Source organism: Enterococcus sp. AZ015 (genome assembly GCF_050499225.1).
GTDB lineage: Bacteria > Bacillota > Bacilli > Lactobacillales > Enterococcaceae > Enterococcus_D > Enterococcus_D entomosocium.
In genome coordinates, this window is sequence record NZ_JBMHEX010000001.1 from 2,193,744 (window position 1) to 2,214,930 (window position 21,187).

Annotated in this window: 19 protein-coding genes; 2 read left to right on the top strand and 17 right to left on the bottom strand. The window is 42.1% G+C overall.

The features are described from left to right. Positions 1–21: 21 nt before the first annotated feature. The 10 genes from IGK85_RS10275 to IGK85_RS10320 form a co-directional block, all read right to left on the bottom strand. On the bottom strand, positions 22–345 hold the full coding sequence (locus IGK85_RS10275; protein ID WP_005235105.1) for a hypothetical protein: 324 nt from the start codon (positions 343–345) through the stop codon (positions 22–24). Positions 346–383: 38 nt separating this feature from the next. Continuing rightward, positions 384–1,838: a hypothetical protein gene (locus tag IGK85_RS10280; protein ID WP_035006635.1), complete on the bottom strand. Its 1,455-nt coding sequence runs from the start codon at positions 1,836–1,838 to the stop codon at positions 384–386. Between the two features lie 13 nt (positions 1,839–1,851). Then, entirely contained in the window at positions 1,852–2,895 is a 1,044-nt protein-coding gene (locus IGK85_RS10285) for a hypothetical protein (RefSeq protein ID WP_008378699.1), read from the bottom strand. Continuing rightward, positions 2,888–4,267, bottom strand: coding sequence for a glucosaminidase domain-containing protein (locus IGK85_RS10290; RefSeq protein WP_034872257.1), 1,380 nt, complete (start codon positions 4,265–4,267; stop codon positions 2,888–2,890). Before IGK85_RS10290 ends, IGK85_RS10285 begins: the two co-directional genes overlap by 8 nt. Next, positions 4,200–4,574, bottom strand: a complete 375-nt coding sequence (locus IGK85_RS10295; RefSeq protein ID WP_005235091.1) for a hypothetical protein — start codon at positions 4,572–4,574, stop codon at positions 4,200–4,202. Before IGK85_RS10295 ends, IGK85_RS10290 begins: the two co-directional genes overlap by 68 nt. Beyond that, entirely contained in the window at positions 4,571–5,878 is a 1,308-nt protein-coding gene (locus IGK85_RS10300; protein WP_429972241.1) for a hypothetical protein, read from the bottom strand. Before IGK85_RS10300 ends, IGK85_RS10295 begins: the two co-directional genes overlap by 4 nt. A gap of 137 nt (positions 5,879–6,015) precedes the next feature. Next, the gene (locus tag IGK85_RS10305) at positions 6,016–7,101 is read right to left on the bottom strand and encodes a DivIVA domain-containing protein (protein WP_008378707.1); all 1,086 of its coding nucleotides are present in this window, start codon (positions 7,099–7,101) and stop codon (positions 6,016–6,018) included. A gap of 790 nt (positions 7,102–7,891) precedes the next feature. Next, entirely contained in the window at positions 7,892–8,620 is a 729-nt protein-coding gene (locus IGK85_RS10310) for a GntR family transcriptional regulator (protein WP_008378710.1), read from the bottom strand. 101 nt (positions 8,621–8,721) lie between these two features. Continuing rightward, positions 8,722–10,077, bottom strand: a complete 1,356-nt coding sequence (celB, locus tag IGK85_RS10315; RefSeq protein WP_008378712.1) for a PTS cellobiose transporter subunit IIC — start codon at positions 10,075–10,077, stop codon at positions 8,722–8,724. Continuing rightward, on the bottom strand, positions 10,061–10,573 hold the full coding sequence (locus IGK85_RS10320) for a hypothetical protein (protein ID WP_008378714.1): 513 nt from the start codon (positions 10,571–10,573) through the stop codon (positions 10,061–10,063). The genes celB and IGK85_RS10320 overlap by 17 nt, the downstream gene beginning before the upstream one ends. Positions 10,574–10,991: 418 nt before the next feature. Here IGK85_RS10320 and IGK85_RS10325 point away from each other — a divergent pair, with 418 nt between their 5' ends. After that, a complete protein-coding gene (locus tag IGK85_RS10325) occupies positions 10,992–11,360 on the top strand; it encodes an iron chaperone (RefSeq protein WP_008378716.1) in 369 nt (122 codons plus the stop codon). A 77-nt stretch (positions 11,361–11,437) separates the two neighbouring features. On the opposite strand, the gene IGK85_RS10330 is transcribed toward IGK85_RS10325, so the two are convergent. Continuing rightward, positions 11,438–12,778 carry a peptidoglycan DD-metalloendopeptidase family protein gene (locus tag IGK85_RS10330; protein WP_008378718.1) on the bottom strand — a complete coding sequence of 447 codons (1,341 nt, stop codon included), beginning with the start codon at positions 12,776–12,778 and terminating at the stop codon, positions 11,438–11,440. Positions 12,779–13,060: 282 nt separating this feature from the next. On the opposite strand from IGK85_RS10330, the gene IGK85_RS10335 reads away from it, so the two are divergent. After that, the gene (locus IGK85_RS10335) at positions 13,061–13,492 is read left to right on the top strand and encodes a GNAT family N-acetyltransferase (RefSeq protein WP_008378720.1); all 432 of its coding nucleotides are present in this window, start codon (positions 13,061–13,063) and stop codon (positions 13,490–13,492) included. A gap of 157 nt (positions 13,493–13,649) precedes the next feature. On the opposite strand, the gene IGK85_RS10340 is transcribed toward IGK85_RS10335, so the two are convergent. The 6 genes from IGK85_RS10340 to IGK85_RS10365 form a co-directional block, all read right to left on the bottom strand. Next, the gene (locus tag IGK85_RS10340) at positions 13,650–15,056 is read right to left on the bottom strand and encodes a family 1 glycosylhydrolase (protein ID WP_194188348.1); all 1,407 of its coding nucleotides are present in this window, start codon (positions 15,054–15,056) and stop codon (positions 13,650–13,652) included. 13 nt (positions 15,057–15,069) lie between these two features. Beyond that, complete coding sequence (locus IGK85_RS10345; protein WP_008378724.1) at positions 15,070–16,956, bottom strand: beta-glucoside-specific PTS transporter subunit IIABC; 1,887 nt, start codon at positions 16,954–16,956, stop codon at positions 15,070–15,072. 95 nt (positions 16,957–17,051) lie between these two features. Next, a complete protein-coding gene (locus IGK85_RS10350) occupies positions 17,052–17,891 on the bottom strand; it encodes a PRD domain-containing protein (RefSeq protein ID WP_008378725.1) in 840 nt (279 codons plus the stop codon). A 231-nt stretch (positions 17,892–18,122) separates the two neighbouring features. Continuing rightward, a complete protein-coding gene (locus IGK85_RS10355; RefSeq protein ID WP_008378726.1) occupies positions 18,123–19,433 on the bottom strand; it encodes an alpha-glucosidase/alpha-galactosidase in 1,311 nt (436 codons plus the stop codon). Positions 19,434–19,452: 19 nt separating this feature from the next. Beyond that, a complete protein-coding gene (locus IGK85_RS10360) occupies positions 19,453–20,274 on the bottom strand; it encodes a carbohydrate ABC transporter permease (RefSeq protein ID WP_008378727.1) in 822 nt (273 codons plus the stop codon). A gap of 14 nt (positions 20,275–20,288) precedes the next feature. Continuing rightward, positions 20,289–21,185 (bottom strand): carbohydrate ABC transporter permease, encoded by an 897-nt coding sequence (locus tag IGK85_RS10365; RefSeq protein WP_008378728.1) that lies wholly within the window; start codon positions 21,183–21,185, stop codon positions 20,289–20,291. Between the last annotated feature and the right edge of the window lie 2 nt (positions 21,186–21,187).

Sequence of the window (21,187 nt, forward strand, 5' to 3'; positions counted from 1 at the left end):
TGCTTTTTACCTAGCCCCCGATCAAGGAGAATCCTTTTCTTCTAGCTGGTTGATACTTGTATCTGGGTCAAGAAAAGATAATTTGCTAAGGGCAAACCCCCAGTGAATCAGTTTATTGAAATCAGGGTAGTCAGCTAATGGAATACTTTTTTTGGCTTTGCGTGTGATGCGGATTCGTTCCCTGATATAATGATACCTTTCTTCTTCAACCAGTCGCTGAATCTCGGCGATCCCTTTTTCAACATCAGGATCTTCGACATTCGCTTGCATATATTGTTGGTAGAAATAATCCAAATACTTCCCGTATTGAAGAAAATAACGGTATTCAATTTCTTCAATGACCATTTTCACGTGAATCTCTCCTTGACTTATTTTCTAGCAACTTATTGAAGTGAGTACAAATGCCGATAGATGATCGCAGTAGCACTCTCTGGGCGATCATTGTCTAACTGAAAGACCTCCTTTAATGATTGTCGATCAGAAGCTTGAATGACTTCGACTTTCGGTAAAAGTTCGTAGGCAAGATGGCTATCGTCTGCGACACTTGTATCGATCATCACTTGTTCGATCAGTGAACGGGTGACGCCATAACCGTCTTCACTTTGATAGGATCGGTCCAAAGGGAAACTATAATAAAACCAGCCATCATCGGGATTATAGATCCAAGTGTTGCGATCGATCTGACGGTAATCGCTCAAAGAGCCGAATTCGATCATGATGGCTTCTGAATCGATCTGGGCAGGACTTTCAGAGACAAAGCTGCTTAGCGTTTTCACCGTTTGGGTCGGATACAACCCAGCAGCATCGGGAAACGCACTGATCATCTCTGGCAAGTGAAAGGCACTGCCTAACCCAGATTCTGTCGTCGTGTAATCAAATGACGACTGGTCAATCGTTCCCTGTTCTCCGAGATACGTGAATCCCGTAGGTTCCTCACTGGTGGAAAAGGGGCTGGCTAGCTGCGACTCCGCCCAGTTTCGAACAAAATAACGATACCCTTCAAGATAATAACTATAGGTCAAGTTGGCTGCTTCAAAGGTCCACTCAGCAACCGGATCAGCAGGATTGAGCAGCAGCAGTTCCCCACTCATTTTCTGCATGACCGGTTGTTGGTTTCGTCGAAAGGAATAGCTGAAGTGAGCTTCGACAAGGACCGGTTCTTGCCAGAGATCTGGTGGACCATCGATCAAGTCTGATGACGGTAGCTCCTCCATTTCTTCATTGCCTTCGGTGCGATCGTAGAAGTTCTCAGGATTTTCCTGTTCTTCAGCGTCTAGTTCCCCCAATAACTCCTGCATCTCCTCACTATCGAAGGCATCCAAGGGAGGCGTGGGTGCCAACTCTTCGATCGTCTCATCGCTGATCCAAACCATCACTTGACCATCAAGAGCATTTCCAATGAGTTCTGGGATCTGCTGGGTCACGTTCTGATACCCCCTTGCTAAAATTTCGTTTTCATCAAAGCGAGACAGTACTGGTAATAAGTCTGGCGCATCACTCGCATCTGCCGCCTGCTCAAAAGCTGCTTCCTCACTGTCTGGCGCGATATAGCGCAGCACTTCTTCAAAACTTGCTCGGACAAAGACTGGCACTTCACTAGCGTTCATTACCCGAACGGATCGTTGGATCGTCGTCCCTGTAAGGGTCATTCGTTCCTGCCATTCTTCCAAAATCTCGATTTTTTCGAACACTTCATTTTCATCCGCTAATCGACGAATATGAATAGACTGATTATTCTGCCAAATCAAGATGCTAAGCAACAAAAGAAAGAAAAGCAGACACGCGATACTATTTCTTAACACAATTTTTTTTTGCACCCTTGTTTCCTCTTTTCTCAAGTAATGACGGCTCTCAAGTAAAGAGATAAATGCCTAATAGAATGAATAAGGCGATCAATGATACACAGAAGATGATGGATAATATCAAGTTTTGATCAATAAAACGAAACACATCTGCTACATGGTTGATACTCATTGAGACTTCTCCAACGAAACGGTCTGCTTCGATGGCTTCTTCCCCAAATGCCTGTCCATCACCAATGACGGATAAATGATAGCCCTGCTCTTCGTCAGCCTCGATCGATAGTACTCGGCGAGCAATATAGCCGGTTCCTGAGCCATTTGTAAAGACCGCGAGCCCGTTTGGCTGTACTTGAGTGAAGGCTTGTTCTCTTAAAATGATCAAATCTTGTGTGCGTAATGCGGAGCTGTCAAGATTCGCCATCCCATTATCTGATAAACGCACCACCCGATGATTAAAAACTGTCATTTCGTTTTGATCAGTCACATATAAGCCGATAAACGTAAATAGGACAGTCATGCTACAAACCAAGAAAATCAGATAGATGATTTTCAGTACGAGATTGCCAGATTTCTTTTTGGCTGTTGGTTTCTTCGTCGCGGCTTTGCCTTTTTGCGGGGGACGTCGTTTCTGGGAAACTTCCGCTGGTTTTTTGCCGTGCTTGTGGGTCCCTTTTGATTTGGCATTAGGATGACTTGATTTTTTGATTTTCCCCTGCTCGTTGTGCTGACTTGGACGTGCTTGCTGCGGTGGACGCTTTTTCTTTTTGCGTGGTGCTTCACTGGTCGTACTGGCAGCTGCTCTTTCTTTTTGCTTGCTAGGATGCTGCTTTTCGGTCGGTAATTTGGGGCGATTCGCTGTGCCAGCCGCTTTTTTTCGTTTCTTTTTCACAGGCGCCTGTCCTGTCGGTTCTTTTTGGGTCGGCTTTTTTGGTCGTTTCTTGCCACTAGAAGGGCTGGCTTGCTTTCCTTGCGCCTGAAACTTTTCGATTCGGGGATTTCTCGGTGTATCCTCTGATTGGTCTCGTTTTTTTTCACGTTTGGCAGGCTGTGGCGGACGTTTTTTTCTTCTAGGTGCTTGCGACTGATTACTCATTGGCATCTACCTCGCTGCCCGCTCGTTCCATCCCTCTTAATTGGTTTGCATAAGTATTGGCATTGGCATTTTCCTGCAAGCGATCCTTGACGGTCCGAATGGACGCTGGCAAATTCCCTGAGCCTCGACGATTTGCCGCGCTTCTTTGCAAGTCTTCAAACAACGAACGGGTCGTCTCCGCTTCTTCCTTGCGGGCTGCTTCGATTGCTTGTGCACGTGTGCGTTCAATCTCTTCCAAAATCTCTTCGGTCGGCTCATTATCATAAATGGTTAGATCATAGGCCTCAATCAACGCATTCAGCTTTTGGTCATAATGGATGTCCGTAGCATAGCGCCCGGTCAACCACGCAGTTGCTTCCCGATAAGTTGGGGCATTTTCTTTCCAAACGGGGGCATAAAAGCGCGGGTTGCCTGTGATGCCTCCTCTTAGTAAGCGAGCGTAATCTTCGATGGATTCACGGTAACTTGGGTATTTACGGAAATTGGAAGAGATCGTATACCACGCACCACTTCCATCATCTTCTTGCGTATTGAAGGTCACTTTTTGCCCACGAAAGCTGCCCTTGATGCCAAAGAGATTGTGGTTTGGCGGACTGGATAAGGCACTATTTCCTGAGCCAGTCTCCAAGATGGCTTGTGCGATCATCACTGAAGCATAAAGATCATTGTTATAGGCAACATCCTGCGCGTCAGAACCAATCTCATTGATGAATTGTTGTGTCGTTAGATTACGAGAAACCGAAAATTGAAAGTTGCTTTCCCGCTCTTCTTCATCGATCGGCGATTCGGGTTCTTCAGTGATTGGATCGGGCTCTTTTTCTTTGTCCTGATTGGTTTGATTCCCATTTGATTGGTTGTTTCCGCTATTGTTGCTGCTGTTGGTATCGTTGGTTTCTTGCTCATTCGTTTCAGGTCCAGCAGGCTGATTCGGCTGTTGATCGCCTTCTGAAGGATCTGGCGTCGACGGAACGTCTTCGGCCTCTTGATTTTCTGTTTCATCCGTGCCGCTCTCCATTTCTTCCTCGTCTGTCTGTCCCTCGTCTGCCGGTCGTTCCACATCATTTACGACTTGGACTTCCGTTCCTTTTTCGCCCTGCTCCGCTTCTTCTGGAAGGGTTTCTTTTGTTTGTTCTGGAGGAGTATCAAGTTGCTCCGTTATCCTGTCAGCTCCTTCGTAAGAGACCGGTCGGAGGGCATCCGTTATCGATTGCCCACGACTTTCTCGTTGTGCATCGATGGTTTCCATATAAGTAGATGGTTCTACACCTAAGATCGATCGAACCATGGCTTCAGAAATCGTTTGATTATTGATGATTCCGATAAATGCTCCGATCGCTAACAGACTTTTTACGTTTCTTCTGGGCTTTTTCATCTTCTTGATCCTCCTCCTTGGGGCTGTTCTTGCTGGTGCCTTTTTTTGGTCGTTCATGGTCTTTGCTTTCATTTTTCTCAAGCTGCACAAGCAGCAATTGATAATGAAAGGCATTGTTCCGCAAATACATCGTAAAACCTAGCAAAAGAGCGAGTAAAAACAAGTGACTGATAGTGACATATTCTCGAAAGGCAGAGAGATAAAAATAGGCGGTCAGCTGCAAAAATACCGCTAATGGGATCAAAGAAGCAATAAAGTAGATGCGGTATAAGAATAAGAATCGTTGTTTTTGCTTTTGGGTTCTCATAGACTGCTCCTAACGTCTGTATTGCCTTCGATCAATGCTTTTTTTTCTAATAGATAGCTTTCGCTTTGGAGAAGATCAAAGTAAGCGGCTTTTCGTAAAAGATTGTCATAGTCCATCTTCATAATGCGTGCGTAAGGTTTTCTAAACCATGGTCGCTCATACAATTTGACTCGTGATTCAATCACGCTGCATTCATAAAAAACTAAACTGATATCTTTAACAGATAGGTTGTTGTCGACCACTTGCTGCACTTGCCCTCTCTCATAGGTCAATTCTTTTTCGTTCAACGTCATTTTTTCGATCTTTTGTACGAGATTGTCATTGATGCGCCAAACCTGTTCGAGGTATTTGGCTTTTTGAAAAAGATAGGTATATTCTCGTAAGCTGATTTTCAATTGCGTATGCCAGTTCTCGTCTTCTTCATCGGTCAAGCTGTTTAAATAGTGGATACTATTTTTGATCAAAGAGGCTTCTAAGTTTTCGATGTAGATCTCAAGCTTTTGATTGGCCAAGCGCAAGCGCTCTTTGCTTGCTCGTTCTCGTTTCGCCTCTTCCTCCAACGCTAATTCATTGGCGTTGACTTTGGACAATTGCTTGGCTTTTTTTGACTGTTTTTTTTTGCTGCTTTTTTTTCGAACTTTCTTTTTGAACTTTGGTGGCTCATCCGCACTGACCTTTTGGAACTCGAGCGTGTCTTCCAGTTCTTTTTTCATTGCATTGGTTTTGCCCTGACGTTTTTCTTCATGGACTTGCGCTTTCGGGCGACTCACAAACGTGACATTTTGTTCGTCGATCACGCTTTGTACGATTTTTACCAGTTGCTCTTTAAAGTCGTTCGCATCACTTACACCAGCGGGGGCTTGCTGCTGCAAGCTAGCATGCAACTGCATCGTAAAGGGAAACTCTTCTTCTGTGTATGCGATTGGTACAAACTCCAAAAACAAATTGCTTTTCTCATCGGACACATGATTGATGCCGATTTGCGTCCACACAAACTGAGGAAATTGCTGTTCCAATGGAATGCGTAATTTTGAGTAATCGATTTTTTTCCGTAAGATCTCCATCTCGATATGATGGGTGAAGGCTTCGATGGAATAAAATTGCTCAAAGTAATGCGTCACTTGTTTGCGAATCGACGATTTGAGCGGCCACTTTTTTTGATAGAGGTTGTCACAGGCAGTGATTACTGATGGAAGTGCCTCTTGTTTGTAAAATAATTCCTCAAGATTTGGACTCAAGGTTGGATAGATGGCAATTTTTAAAATATCATTCGTCACATTCGTCCCAATAACCAACATGCTCATAAGAAATCAAGTCGTAGTTGTTGCCTGTGATTTCTTATACAGCATATATGGTCCTAGTGGGTTTCCCTCCTTTGTCGTGTCGCTCTCGGAAATTATTTAGCAGACCTTTTCGTCTATTCCGACTCATAACCTTCTTTTTAGTCTGGCAGATTCAACACTTTGCTATGCTGGATCAACTGCTCAAACAACCCTTTCGATTCATGATGAAACGTCGTAAGTCGTTCTTGGTATTGCTTGATCTCTTGACGGATTTTCATCACTTCCATCGATGCTTCTGAAATGATCTTGTGGGCTTCATTTTCCGCCATCTGACGTCTTCTGTCGGCTTCCAGTTCTGCTTCAGCAGCGGTTTCCCGTGCTTTTTCTTTTGCTTCGATCAAAATCGTCGCCAGCTCGTCCTTCATTTGTTCGACCTTTGCCAGCTCACGTTCCAAGTCACGCTGTAAGACATTCTTATCCGCCAATTGTTCGACTCTTGAACGTTCGAGATCCCGATATTTCGCTTCCGCTTCTTGCAAGCGCAAGTTCAACTGTTGATTTTCATTTTCAAGCGAAGTGATCCGGCGCATGCTTTCGACTTCTTTTAATTTGTAGTTTTCGATTATCGCCGCTTTTTCTTCTAAATGAATCGCTTTTTCTTCAAAAGCTTGGACTTGCTTGCTTTTTTCTTCTAATTCTTTTAGCAGTTCATCTTCTCTTTGACGCAATTGTTCGAGCTCTTCTTCTACTTCGATCAATTCGTCTTCTTGACTCGTCAACTGCTCAATTTCTTGCTCATAATTGGTTTTGAGGGCTTCTTGTTGACGTTCTGCTTCTTTTAACTGCTGCTGTAACTCGTTGTAGCGCATTTGCAGCTGCTTGTTTTCATAAATGATACTTTCTTGTTGCGTCGCTTGCGAAGCCATCCGATTGATGGATTCTTGTTTGTTTTCCAATTGCTTGGTCAAATGTTCGACGGTCTTGGTCAGTTGTGAAACGGTATTTTCTAATGCCAGCAGCTCTTCTTGGGCATCATCCTCATACTCGTCTTCCTCGTATTCTTCATCATCGTACTCATCGTCCTCGTACTCGTCGTCTTCATATTCTTCATCGTCATACTCATCGTCATCATATTCTTCATCATCGTACTCGTCTTCGTCGTACTCTTCTTCATCATATTCCTCGTCGTAGACATGAACGCCTTCGTAAGTTTCTTCATCTTTCTTTTTGCGAAATAATGCCATGTTACCCCTCCTGATTCCTCACTCATCGATGATTTGATTCGTTAACAATTTAGTGTGTCTACAAATTGGTCTACTTGAACGTCTACTTTCGTGAAAAGTTGCACTTTTGCTGTTCTACCCTCGGGCTTTTTTTCAAGCGAGCTGACGTTTCTGCTGTGACCTTTTGAGCAGTGATGTCCGTTTCCTTCTTGCCATCATTCGTTCAAAAAAAGAAAGCAAAAACCACCACACCCCATGATTTCCACGGCCTCCATTTATTTTGGAGGATAGGAATCAAGTCAGTGAATCGGCCTGTTTCTCAATAAAATAGCCATTAAACGAAAAGACGGCTTCCGTTCGCAGAACATCTGTTGTCTATTTGATAGTATCAAAGCAAAAACAGATTGAAAAATCAGATATTTCTTCACTTGATGAAATATCTGTCAGAGCAAGTCGGTTATCAACATGATATTGTTAAAAATTGAGCAAAATATCCTCGTATTAAGGAAACGAATGGTCTTCTTTAAACGATCTTTATCTTAAATCAACAATCACGCCTTCCTAACCGCCGATCAATCCCCTCAAAAAAAACAGCGACCTTATAAGCCAAGGTCGCTGATCGATTCTTTACCTATTATATAGTTTTACTGCTCAGTCATCTTTCATCCATTGGAAGCGATCCCTTTTCTCTCAGTTTGAAAGCCGGTTCCTGTCTACCGATCTGCAACTGTAAGTCTTTTTTCTCCCTGATGGGCTGCTTTTCTCTTGCCTTCAAAAAAAGAAAGAACCGTTTCTTGAAAATCAGTTTGCTTTAAACGAATAACTTTTTATGCATGTATAATGTCGCCATCCGATAATCATAATGGATCATCGAAAAGGCTAATAGCTCCCCATTTCTCAGATAGCTGTCATCTCGTACGATCAATGCGGGCATGCCTTCTTCTAGATGAAAGAACGCAGCTTGTTCCTGTGATAACGGTTTGCTTTGAATGAACTTGTCGATGAAGGCGACTGTCAGTTGTTTTTCTTCTGCCAAAGCTTGGAACATTGACCCCTCCATCATTGTTTCGGAGATCTCCCCTACGATTTCAGGTATATAATAGGAACGTTCAATCAAATACGGTTTGTCATCTAGCGTGCGAAACCGTTGGACTTCGATAAAGTGCTGATCTTTCGCAAATTGTTTTTGACTTGGGAGAAACAACGCCTCTGATACTTTGACCAGTCGCTTTGAGGCTTTGACCGTTCGAATGTTTTTCTCGCCCCGGGTCAAGTCTTCATTGAAGCCAAGATCTCCTTGTTCAATGGTCGGTTTTTGGTTGTTATGAAAACGAATATACGAGCCGCGGCCTTGCATCTGGTAGATCCAGCCCATCTTGCTCAACTTATTGAGGGCTTGACGTAACGTATAACGAGAAACTGGATAAATTGCCAAAAGCTCTCGTTCACTAGGCATCTTCCCCTGCTCATTTCCAATGTCACCAGCTTCGATCTTTCTGATCAATTCTGCTGCTAAGTCTTCAATACTGAGTTTCGTCATCTGCCTACTCCTTTCCTTGCGATTCTCTACTACTATTATCGTCTTTGGCGTAAAAAAAGCCAGCTATTTTTCATAGCCGGCTTATCAAAAAAACGGAAAGATTATGCCTTCGTTGCGTTTGCTTGTTCGTCCTTGTATAATTTGCCATCATACATTTTGATGAATGGGAACCAAATCAAGAAAGCAACGACTGCACAGATGATTGCTAAGACAAAGGCACGCCAGTCACCACCTGAACCAATAAAGCCGGATAAGCCAATAGGGGTCGGCCACGCTACTTGGGCAATCGGTGGGTTAACAAAGCCTAAGTTGATGCCAAAATAAGCAACGGACATTGAAACCATCGGTGCTAAGAAGAATGGGATCGCTGTGTACGGGTTGTATACCACTGGCATCCCGAACAAAATCGGTTCATTGATATTGAAGAAGGATGGCACGATCGCTGCTTTTCCTAAAGCACTTAACTGCGCTGATTTTGCAAAGAAGGCGATGAAAATCACCATTCCTAACGTCGCTCCTGAACCACCGATCGTTACGAAACTATTGTTAAACTCACCCGCAAAGGCAATGTTGGCACCATTTTGGTTTTCCACCATATTCGACAATACGATTGGCGTCAAGAATGAGGTCACGATCGTTGCCCCATGAATACCCACGATCCAGAGCGCATGCATGAAGAAGTAGATAACAAGTAGTCCGACCCAGGTACTGGTCAATTGCGTCACGAAACTAAAAGGAATCGCAATGACTTTGAAAATATCTGTGCCCATTGCGACTAATGCACCATTGATGACGATTACAGTAAGTGCGATTAGCGCTGTAGGAATCAAAGCAGTAAATGAGGAAGAAACACCTGTAGGCACTGTATCAGGCATTTTGATGACAATATTGCGCTTCACACAAAACGCGTAGATTTTTACCGCAATGATCGCCATGATGATCGCTGTAAAGATCCCAGTTGTTCCTAAACGAGTAACGCCTCCTCCGATTTCCCAACCATTAATGATTTTTTGATCGTCAGAAATCACTTCTACTAGCGTGGCTACTCCGCCTTCAAACACTAGTTGCGGTAAGCACATAAAGAACGCCATCATTGAAAGCAATGCCCCATTGACTGGACTTAAAACAAGTTTTTCTTCTTGTGCTTGAATCTTAGTATACTCATATCCAAAGACAATACAAAAATATAGTGCTAAAATCCCCATTGTTGCAGTATTACCCAGCATATATAGATTAACTACTTTATCAAATGATGTGCTCCAAATGCCCTCTAATACAGGAAAACTTTGGGGTAAAACGCTGATGATCAAGAACATAGATCCTACAATAGTGAAAGGAATCGACGCCATCCCGGCTGCCATGACCCCACGAACGATCCGTAATTGTGAGATTTTCCCCATTGGACCCATTAAGTAGCGGTCCAAGAAGGCAAACATTTTGTTATTTTCTGAATCCATTGACTGTTCCTCCTTGAGTTTCAAATGTAGTCAAATACGTGAAATATTTGTCGCGGTCATGCTCGATCAACCACGCTTTACGCTGGATGAACAGGCACGCGATCATGCCGACAGTAAACAAGGCAAGTAAGATGCCTCTACCCGATTGATTCATAAAAGGAATCAATGTTGCTTGCTGTCCGATCAAAATAAATAGAATTGCAATCAGATTGACACCGAATTGGAGCCAATATCCGATTTTTGACACCAGTAAACGATTCGATTGCTGCCAATATTTTTGAGTTTGTTCAATAAGTATAAGTCCATCAACGATCAATAAGGCAATGGGAATCAAACCAGCCCATGTCCATTGAGACAGACTCAATAGGGTCCAATAAAGATTGACAAAGAAAAAGATCGCAGTCATATAACGAAAAAGTAAAAAACGATTAAACCGCATACTTTTGTTTGCATATTCTTTCTTGGCTGCTTGGGTTACCGGTTTCCTTTTGGTCACAAGTCCTCCTCCTTTCTTTTTGCTTTCGCTCAACAACTTGTTCGAACAAGTTATATTCTAGCAGAATTCTTGTTGAATGCAACCGATTTCTTTTTGAAAGTTTTCTCTGAAAATAATCTGCTTTTTCATTTGTTATTTCTGAAAAGTTAAGCTGATCTCAAGGAACCGTGCAGGATAATACTGGAATGTTCCTGATGTTTGGCTTTTGTTCGAGCAGAAAAAAAGTTGTTTTTAGCGTTACTTTTTGCAAAAAATGTTTGTTTCTGAAGGCTTTATCCCCCATGCAAGGCAACAGGTTTGTCAACTTACTAACTTTACAGTACACTCTAAGTAACAAAATAGTTGATTTCAAACATGCGTTATTTTTATTAATCGACATTGCCTGTACTCGTTCCTTAAAACGAAAGGAGATCTCCCAATGGATGTATTAGAAACTTACTTAACCAGCATTGAAGATCCAGTAAAACAAGAAAAACTGCGTGCCTTATTTGCCGCTATTACCAAGAAATTTCCTGACCTCGTTCCAGTCATTAAATGGAATCAGCCGATGTTCACCGCCCATGAAACCTTTATTATCGGTTTCAGCGTTTCAAAACCGCACTTTTCTGTCTCTCCAGAAACCAAGTGTCTTGAACAGTTTATCGATGCCATTGAAAAAGCTGGCTACAGCCATACGGATAACATTTTTCGCATCAAGTGGACTGAGCCGATCGATCAAGCATTGATTGAAGACATGATCGCTTTCAACCTGAAAGACAAAGCGGAGATGTCCCGATTTTGGCGCTGAGCCAATTGAGACTTCGTAAAAGAATAGCAACCAAAAAATCCGCAGAAGCCTGTTCGCTTCTGCGGATTTTCTGACTATTATAAGCCCAATTCTGGTGCCGGATCAAAGAATCCTGACCATAAGCTTGTTGACATCCCTAAATGTAGATGGACGCCAGTTGAATTTCCAGTCGTTCCCATACCGCCTACATATTGTCTAGCTGAGACGCTTTGTCCGACCGAGACAGCTGGCAGTGTACTAAAGTGCATGTAGTAGCTGTAAATGCCATTGGCATGTTTGATGATCACATAGTTACCAGTTGACGGACCATAGCCCGCTTCGACAACTTCGCCTGCTTGAATCGCATAGATCGGTGTTCCTGTCCCCCCGGTAAAGTCGATGCCATTATGTTGATTTCCTGATGCCCCTGTTGGATCTGTTCGATACCCAAAACGACTCGAAATATGAACCGAATCGACTGGCATTTGCCATCCACCTGTGCTTGCTTGTTCTTTTGGCTCAGTTGCTTGCTGCACAGGTGCAGGAGTAGCTGCAGTTTTTTCTGGAGCCACCGATGTTTCTGGCGCCACTGCTGCTTCCGTCTTCGGCTGTGCTGCTGCCACTGCTGCTTGTTGAACGGCAGGATTTTCAGCAGTTTTAGCTGACTCGGCTTCTGCTGCTTGCTGGCGTTTTGCTGCTTCTTCTGCTTCTTTGCGCGCTTTTGCTTCTTGTACTTCTTGCTCAGCCAGTTGCTTCAACGCTGCTTCTCGTTGCCGTTTTGCTTCTGCTTGGTCCGCTTCCAATCGGTCTTTTTTCTCTTCTTCGGTGTTCAATGCCAAGGCAAGGTCCGCTAGTTCAACTTCTTGATTCAATTTGACATCAGCTAATTCCGCTTGTTTTCCTTGCAATGCGTTTGACTGCTCTTCGATCACAACCAATTGTTCCTGCAACTCTTTTTCCAATTGCTGGCTCGTTGCGATATCTTCTTGCTGTTGTTCGACGATGCTATTGCTGGCATTCATGATCGTTACTGAAGCGATCGCCCGTTGAATGGCTTCTCCGATGGATTCAGCATCAACGATTTTTTGGAACAACCGATTGGAAGGTTCCGACGTTTGAATGTCACGCGCTTGATTCGCCAGTACCTCTGTGCGCTTGATGATTTTTTCTTCAAGGACTTGGATCTCTTGTGCCAAGGCATTGACTTCTTTTTCGGTCGTCGTTTTCTTTTGTAGGATTGCTTGGATTTCTCCTTCAATCGATTGAATCTCTGCCTCTGTGGAGTGTTTCAGTGATTCTAATGAGGTAGATTCATTTTTTATGTCATTGATTTTTTCATTTTGCTGCTGGATCTTCTGATCAAAGCTGTCTGCGGATACCGTCACGACAGGCAGCGTCAGCAAAACAAGTGAACTTGCAACCAAAAGTGTCTTTTTCATTTTTTCTCCTTAACTAGATGTGTCTTATCGCTTTCTCTAGCATACCGAAAGATTTCATTCTTGGGGCTGTTTTCACACAAATAACATCTGGCTGCAAGAAATTGACATCTAGCTGAAACGAAATTGTTAGAATATTTCAACGAAAAAGATTGCTTTTCTTCGTCATTTAACCTTCGTTACTTATCAAGCGGTTCGTCTCCTGACCAATTGCCTACAAAAGTGCCGCGATTCGCAGCAATCAGCAATATACCTATGCTATACTGAATAAAAACGGAGGTTCTCATGATACAACAAGTGACCCAATTTACTGATTCTGAATTAGAAACCATCGCCCAGATTTGGCTGCAAAGTAATTTGGATGCCCATGACTTTATTTCGGCTGCCCATTGGCAAGATAACTATGATTTTGTGAAAAAAGCCTTCTCTGACGCCCTTATTTACACCTATTCGGTGGATGATCATCCCGTCGGCTTCATCGGGATGTTGGGTGATTATATCGCTGGTATTTTCGTTTTGAAAGACTATCGTGCCCACGGCATTGGCAAGCAGCTTTTACAAAAAGTACAAGCAGAACACGAGAAGCTGACTCTGAATGTCTACCAAAAAAATACAGCTGCTATTGCGTTTTATCTCAAAAACGGCTTTACCATCGTTTCTGAACAACTGGATTCTGATACCAATGAAATCGAAAACACCATGGAGTGGCATCGTTGATGCTGCTCTTTTCACCTTCTTTTTCCCCTTTTGATCAATCGTACGACCATAACCGCTTATCGGCTTACCCGTCGAATTAATGGATACAATAAACGACAAAAAGCATTACCTTCCATTTGCTGGATCGGCAATGCTTTCTTTATTTACTAGCGGTATTTCAACCAATGGTTCCCCCATTGGTGACAATCACTTCGCGATACCAATCAAAGGATTTTTTTCGATACCGTTTGAGTGAACCAGTTCCATCATCGTTTCGGTCTACATAAATGAACCCATAACGCTTTTTCATCTCTGCGGTCGAAGCACTTACTAAATCAATACACCCCCACATGGTATAACCCAATACATTGACACCATCATCGATGGCTTTAGCAACGGCTGATAGATGATCATTTAAATAATTAATGCGATAATCATCAACAACGGTTAATTCTCCGTCAATTTCAATTAACTGATCAACAGCACCTAAACCATTTTCAACGATAAAAAGTGGCAACTGATAGAGATGCGAAAAACGGTTCAAGAGAATACGTAATCCGTCTGGATCAATCTCCCATCCCCACTCCGTTTCATCAAGGTAGGGATTTTTTAGAACGTTTGTCATATTTCCTTTTCCCTGTTGGTACTTTTCAGGCGTAGCAGAAACACATCGGGACATATAATAACTAAACGATATAAAATCAACGGTATTTTTTAATAATTCGAGATCGTCAGGTTCCATCTCGATAGTTGCATTATACCTCTGCCATTCTCTTTTGATCCAATCAGGATAATATCCACGAGCTTGAACATCCATAAAATAGTTTAAGTTTTTATCCGCCTCCAAAACAGCCAATGTGTCTTTCGGGTTTGAAGTCATCGGATAATTATAGATCCCTAACACCATATTCCCTACCTGCATCTGTGGATCAATTTCATGGGCGGTTTTGACTGCTTGGGCACTGGCAACAAGCTCGTGATGTGCTATTTGAAAGAGATCTTGCTTAGATAAGCAATCTTTTTGTGTCATCACTCCTGCTCCCATTAAGGGAAAATTCCAAAGCGCATTGATTTCATTGAAAGTTAACCAATATTTCACTTTCCCTTGGTAACGAGTAAACACAGTCCGACAAAAACGATCAAAGTAGTCTACCAATGCCCGATTACGCCAACCATCGTAACTTTTTGTAAGGAAATAAGGTGTTTCATAATGAGAAAGTGTAATTAGCGGTTCGATCCCATGAGATAAGCAACAATCAATCACCTCTTCATAAAACTGCAATCCAGCTTCGTTTGGCTTTTCCTCATTGCCATTAGGGAAAATTCGTGTCCAAGCAATCGAGAAACGTAAAACTTGAAAGCCCATCTCGGCGAACATTTGAATATCTTCTCGATAACGATGATAAAAATCAATGCCTTCTAATTTTAAGTTTTGCGGATTTAGCTCAGGATCTAGTGGCCTTGTGACTCCATTTGATAAGAAATCTTGAATGGAAAGTCCTTTGCCATCTTCGTTATAGGCACCTTCCGCTTGATTGGCGGCAATCGCACCACCCCATAAAAAAGTTTCTGGAAATTTTGCCATATTTGTCCCCTCTTTATTCAAAAATCGATACTAAAACATCACCCTGTTTGATGGTTCCATCCTCAGAATGGACAATAACATCTGTAAAATCTGCTGTGTTTGTCACTACGATCGGTGTCACTGTAGAATATCCTTGACTAACAATATATTCTGGATCAAAGGTTACTAGCAAATCGCCTTTTTTAAAGGTATCTCCTACTTTGATTGCTGCAGTATAACCTTTGCCATCAAGTTCGACCGTATCGATACCAATATGGATCAACAGCTCAACTCCTTGCTTATTTTTGATCCCAATTGCGTGATTGGTGGGAAAAATCGTCACTACTTCACCATCAAATGGTGCAACTACTTGACCATTTTTTGGTTGAATAGCCACTGTTCTCCCCATGATCTCATTGGCAAATACACTGTCGGGAATTTCATGAGTCGCCAACCTATCCCCTGCCAAAGGACTGCTGATCTCTAAAGGTGTCCGTAATGATCGAATTGGTTCAGCAACCTGATTCGCATTTGACGTTTGACTTTGTGAAGACACTTCTGCTTTTTTCTTTCCTTCTGCATTTACAAAAAACAAAGTAAGTGCAAAAGACATTGCGAATGCAATAACAATGCAAATCACTGCGTTAACGATATTTGACAGATCATCCGTTAAATAGACAGGTAACGCCAAAACCCCTGCAGTTGCTGATGCATAAGTTCGCATGTTGGTCAAACCTGCCCATAAACCAGCTACTCCTCCAGAGGCTACCACGACCCATAAAGGCGTTTTTAGTTTCATCGTCACCCCATACAAAGCAGGTTCCGTGATTCCAAATAACGCTGTGGTACTAGCTGAAAAAGCCGTTTGCTTCATCTCTTTATCTTTGGTTTTTAATGCTACTGCCAGTGAAGCACCAGACTGAGCAATATTTGATGCTAGCATTCCCGGTCCTAATAACGTTCCATAGCCCAATGTGGCATATTGTGCTAGTTGAACAGGCATAAAACTGTAATGCATCCCTGTCATGACGAAAAATGGGGTAAATGCCCCCATCAGGACTGGTAAAACCCAGCGTGCTTGTTCATTGAAGAATTCAAAGACTACTAATAACACATCACCAACTAATGCTCCTAGTGGACCGATAATGATCCAAGCTAAGGGAGCCGTAACCAAGAAAACCAATAAAGGGACCAGAAAAATCTTCACAGGATTTGGCGATATTTTTTTTGCTAAACGTTCAATGTGCGCCATTACCCATACAATCAAAATTGGCGGTACAACTGCCGAACCATAAGATACAGCTCTGACAGAAAGACCTGCAAATGAAATAGGTTCACCAGCTGCAACCATAGCTGTAAAAGCTGGGTGAATCAGCATTGCACCTAAAACCGCTGCATAAAATGGATTCGCTTTAAAGTATTGTGCACTTGTTACTGCTAACATTACTGGAAGAAAATAAAATGCTGAATCGGCTAGTAAACTTAAAAGCTGATACGTTTGAGCTTCTGCGTTTAATACCTCAAAGAAAACAAGTAAAGCTAAAACAGCTTTTAACATCCCTGCCCCACAGATTGCTGGAATAATCGGTTGGAAAATTGAGGTGATCGCTCCTAAAACTCGATTGATGACTTTTTCTTCTTTCGGTGACGTTGGTTCTGAAGAGTCACTTCCAAAGTCCCCCATTTTGTTGATTTCTTCCGTAACATTTGCTACATCTGTTCCAATAATTACCTGATATTGTCCGCCTTTTAAGGCTGTTCCTTGAACACCTGGTGTTGCTTTAAGATGATCTTCTTTGACTTTTGAATTATCTTTTAATACGAATCGTAACCGTGTCATGCAATTCGTTACAGACTCAATATTTGACGTTCCTCCAATATTTTCAATGATATTCTGTGCAAGCTCTTGATACTTAGTCATTTTTTTCCTCCTTATAAATAAAACAGACCAAATAAAAACTAAGCCCATATTTGGCTCAATCTTTATTTGGTCTTGCCCATTCGGTAACAAAACATTTAATCTAGTTCTCTTGTGGTCACTCGATTGATATGAATGACAAAATATAACAATTCTGAATCTGTAATTTTCACTTTATATTGACCAGCAATATGCTTCTTGATTTTCAAGCCAGTTTGATAAGCTTTCGGATATAATTGCTTCACATGTTGCAATAAATCAGCTTCATCTTTTACTTCTTTACTTTCTGAAAAAATTCGGCTTACAAAATAGCGTATATGGGTCAAGAATCGATCATAGTTCATGGACGTCTCATCCAACTTCATCCCATAATCATACTCCACGATCTGAACAATCTCTGCAATTACTTTTGTCGTAAAAATCGTCTCATTTTTAAAGCGTGAACTTGAGCTAGCGTTTACAAAATGCAGGGCTATAAAGCCAGCTTCATCTTCAATAAAACGAATCTTCTCTGATCGTTCAATAAACTGCAACGATCGCTTTGCTGCTGCAAATTCTCGTGGGTAATATTTTTTGATTTCCCACATTAAGTCATTGGTGATCGCTTCTCCTTTAAGATTACGCTCAATTGCGTAATTAATATGATCACCAAGAAATAGATAGATGCTGGAATCAAATGTTCGTGCAAGATCCTTTTCTGCTTCTTCAATAATTTTGGCGGTCAGAATCACATGCCGTTCATCCATTCCTGCCATCAGCGACCCAAATTTGTTTTGGGTAAATTCTGCATCTAAGACATATTTTTTATCAATTTTCGTTTGATCAATCACCCCACTGCCTTTTACACCAAAACCAACACCGTTGCCAATCACTACACATTCTGTGCCATTATCCTCCACAAGGACGGCATTGTTATTGTAGATCGTGATTGGTTTCATCTTTTCTCCCCCCTTCAAACAGACAAAAAAACCGACAAAAATATACACTCCGAGCATAAATAAGCTAGTGTATATTTTGTCGGTGTCGCCTTTTCAGTAGCAATCCTAAATCCGATTATAGCTTTGACCAATTTGGTTGTCAACAACTCTTTTGCCATATCTCTCCAAAAAAACCAAAGAAATGTTGGCGCTATCAGTATTCGTAAAGAAAACTGCGCGTCCATTTTTTTATCAGTGATAATCTGGTAAATAATCCCCATGGGCTTCGAACAAATCATCGACTAATTGGGTAATGTCTGCCAAAGATAGTTCTGATGACAAATGAGGATCGAGGTAAGCTGCTTGATAAATTTTGTCTTTCTCAAGGGTCAACGCTGCTTCGACAGTCAATTCTTGCACATTGATGTTGGTTCGGTTCAATGCAGCAAGCTGCGTTGGTAAAGCGCCGACGTAGGTTGGTTGGATGCCGTTCTTATCCACCAAACATGGAACTTCCACACAGACATCCTCTGGTAAATTGGTGATCAAGCCTTTATTCAACACATTTCCAGCAATAACGGTTGGATTGCCGGTCTTGATGGCATCCATGATGTAAGAGGCGTATTCCCGACTTCTCTTATGGGTCAAATCGCCATTATCGACGATATCCTCCCGCATCGTTTCCCAATCGCGAATCTGATTTTCGCAACGGGTTAAATATTCATCCAACGGAATCCCCAGTTCGTCGATCAATTCTGGGTATTTTGATTTAATGAAATAAGGGTGATACTCGGCATTGTGCTCACTAGATTCTGTAATATAATAGCCAAAACGTTTCATCAATTCAAAGCGGACTGAATCACGGTGGGGATTTTCTTTCTCTTCAGCCAACTGACGGATCGTTGGATAGAAATCTTCCCCATCTTTGGTAATTTCCAATAAAAATGCCATATGATTGATCCCAGCAATTTTCCACTGGAAGTCAGCCAGATCATATTGTTCTTTGATCCCTAAATGCTCGAATAATTCTGGAACACATACTTGCACACTATGACAAAGCCCAACCGTTTTGATGGATGTTGCTTTCAATACCCCCATCGTCAGCATCGCCATCGGGTTCGTATAATTCAGCAACCATGCATTTGGACAAACTTCCTCCATTTCTCGAGCAAATTCCAACATGACTGGTAACGTACGCAACGTCCGAAATATTCCGCCAATGCCCATCGTGTCACCTATTGTTTGGCGTAAGCCATATTTCTTCGGTATCTCAAAGTCAATAATGGTGGAAGGTTTGTAGCCACCAACTTGAATGGCGTTTACTACAAAGTCGGCATCTCTTAGTGCTTCTTTGCGGTCATGATAGACCTGTATTTCTGCTCGGTTTTGATTGGCATTTTTATTGATCGTCTTTAACATTGCCTCAGATTCACGAAGTCGTTTCTCATCGATGTCGTAAAGGGCGATGTGGGAATCTGCTAAGCTCGGGGTCAACATTGCATCTCCTAGAACATTTTTAGCGAAAATAGTGCTTCCTGCTCCGATAAAGGTGATTTTTGTCATTTTCTATTGCTCCATTCTTTTATAATTTACCGCCAGTAGTGGCAATTCCTTCAATAAATTTACGTTGAAAAATGATAAAGACAGCAACCATGGGCCAAATCGCTAGTAGCGAGCCTGCCATCAATTGTGGGAAATTGGTCGCATATTGTCCCTGAAGATTGGCTAACCCTGCTGCCAATGGCATTTGTCGAATTGATGTATTGACGATCAGTGGCCACATTAAATCTTTGAAAGCAAAGAGGGTTGTAAAAATACCTAGTGCGATCAACCCGGATTTCGCCAATGGCAGCATGATTTTGAAAAAGATCGTCCATACATTTGCTCCTTCAAGGTGTGCTGCTTCCTCCAGCTCACTTGGTAAGCCTAGAAAAAACTGTCTAAGTAAAAAGGTTCCAAAAGCGCTGACAACACCTGGCAATATCAATGCCGGTACTGAATTTAGAATTCCTAATCTTTGCGCTAATAAATATTGGGGTGTGATAAAGATTGATGCGGGAATCATCATTTGGATAAGGACTAGAGCAAAAAAAAGATCTCGCCCAGGGAAGCGCAAGCGTGCGCAGGCATAGGCTGCCATCGCTGAAAATAAAACGGAACCGATCACACGTCCAATGACCATCAAAAAAGTATTGAGATAGAAGGCACCAAAGGGTAAAAGATTTAAAACTGCCTGATAATTTGACAGTTGAAAGGATTTAGGAAACCATGTTGGTGGAATCTGAGTCGATTCAACAAGTGTTTTTCCAGAAGTCAGAATCATCCATACAAAAGGCAATGCCATGATTATTCCGCCACTGATCAAAAGTAGATGGATAAGCCAATTCTTGCTAATTCGTTGCATCAAGAAACCTCCTTTTAGTAGTTGACCCATTTTTTTTGCAACTTCATTTGTAGGGCTGTGATCAGCAAAATAATACATAGAAGAAAAACGACGATCGCTGAACCATACCCTTTATCATTTAAGATAAAGGAATGTTTGTAGAACAAGTATGCTAATGATTGTGTCTTCAGCATTGCCTCACTTGAAGGTGCGATCATCATAAAAATCACATCGAATACTTGAAAAGCATTGATAACCGTTGTGACCACGACAAAGAATAGCGTTGGTGTCACAAGCGGTAAAGTGATTTGAAAAAATTGCTGCCATGAAGAAGCTCCATCGATATCGGCTGCCTCATAGTAATCTTTGGGTATCTCCTGTAGTCCAGCTAAGAAAAGCACCATATTGTAGCCAATAGCACTCCATATTCCGACAATAATGACGGAATAAATCGCAACATTCGGATCGCTAAGCCATGCTGGACCCGTTAGACCAACTTTTGATAAAAGCTCGTTGACTAATCCATAATCATCATTGAACATCCAACGCCAGATCATGGCGACTGCAGAGGGGGCTGCAACTACAGGTAGAAAATAAATCGTTCGATAAATCGACACGCCTTTGATTTTCTTATTCATTAGGACCGCGACTAAAAGTGATAACACTATGATTGATGGAATTGATACCACTGCATAGATCAAGGTATTGATCAAGGATTGCAACACCTCTCGATCCGTCAAAAGTTTCTGATAGTTGGCTAAGCCGATCCACTCGGTGTTACCAAAACCAATTGTTCGTTGAAAACTTAGAATGATTGTTTGGATCGCTGGCCAAATATTCAATAAAATCAATCCGACTGCTGTTGGGAGAATAAATAAGTATCCCCAGAAAAGGTGGTCTTTCTGGTAATTTCCAAGCATACGATTTTTCATAG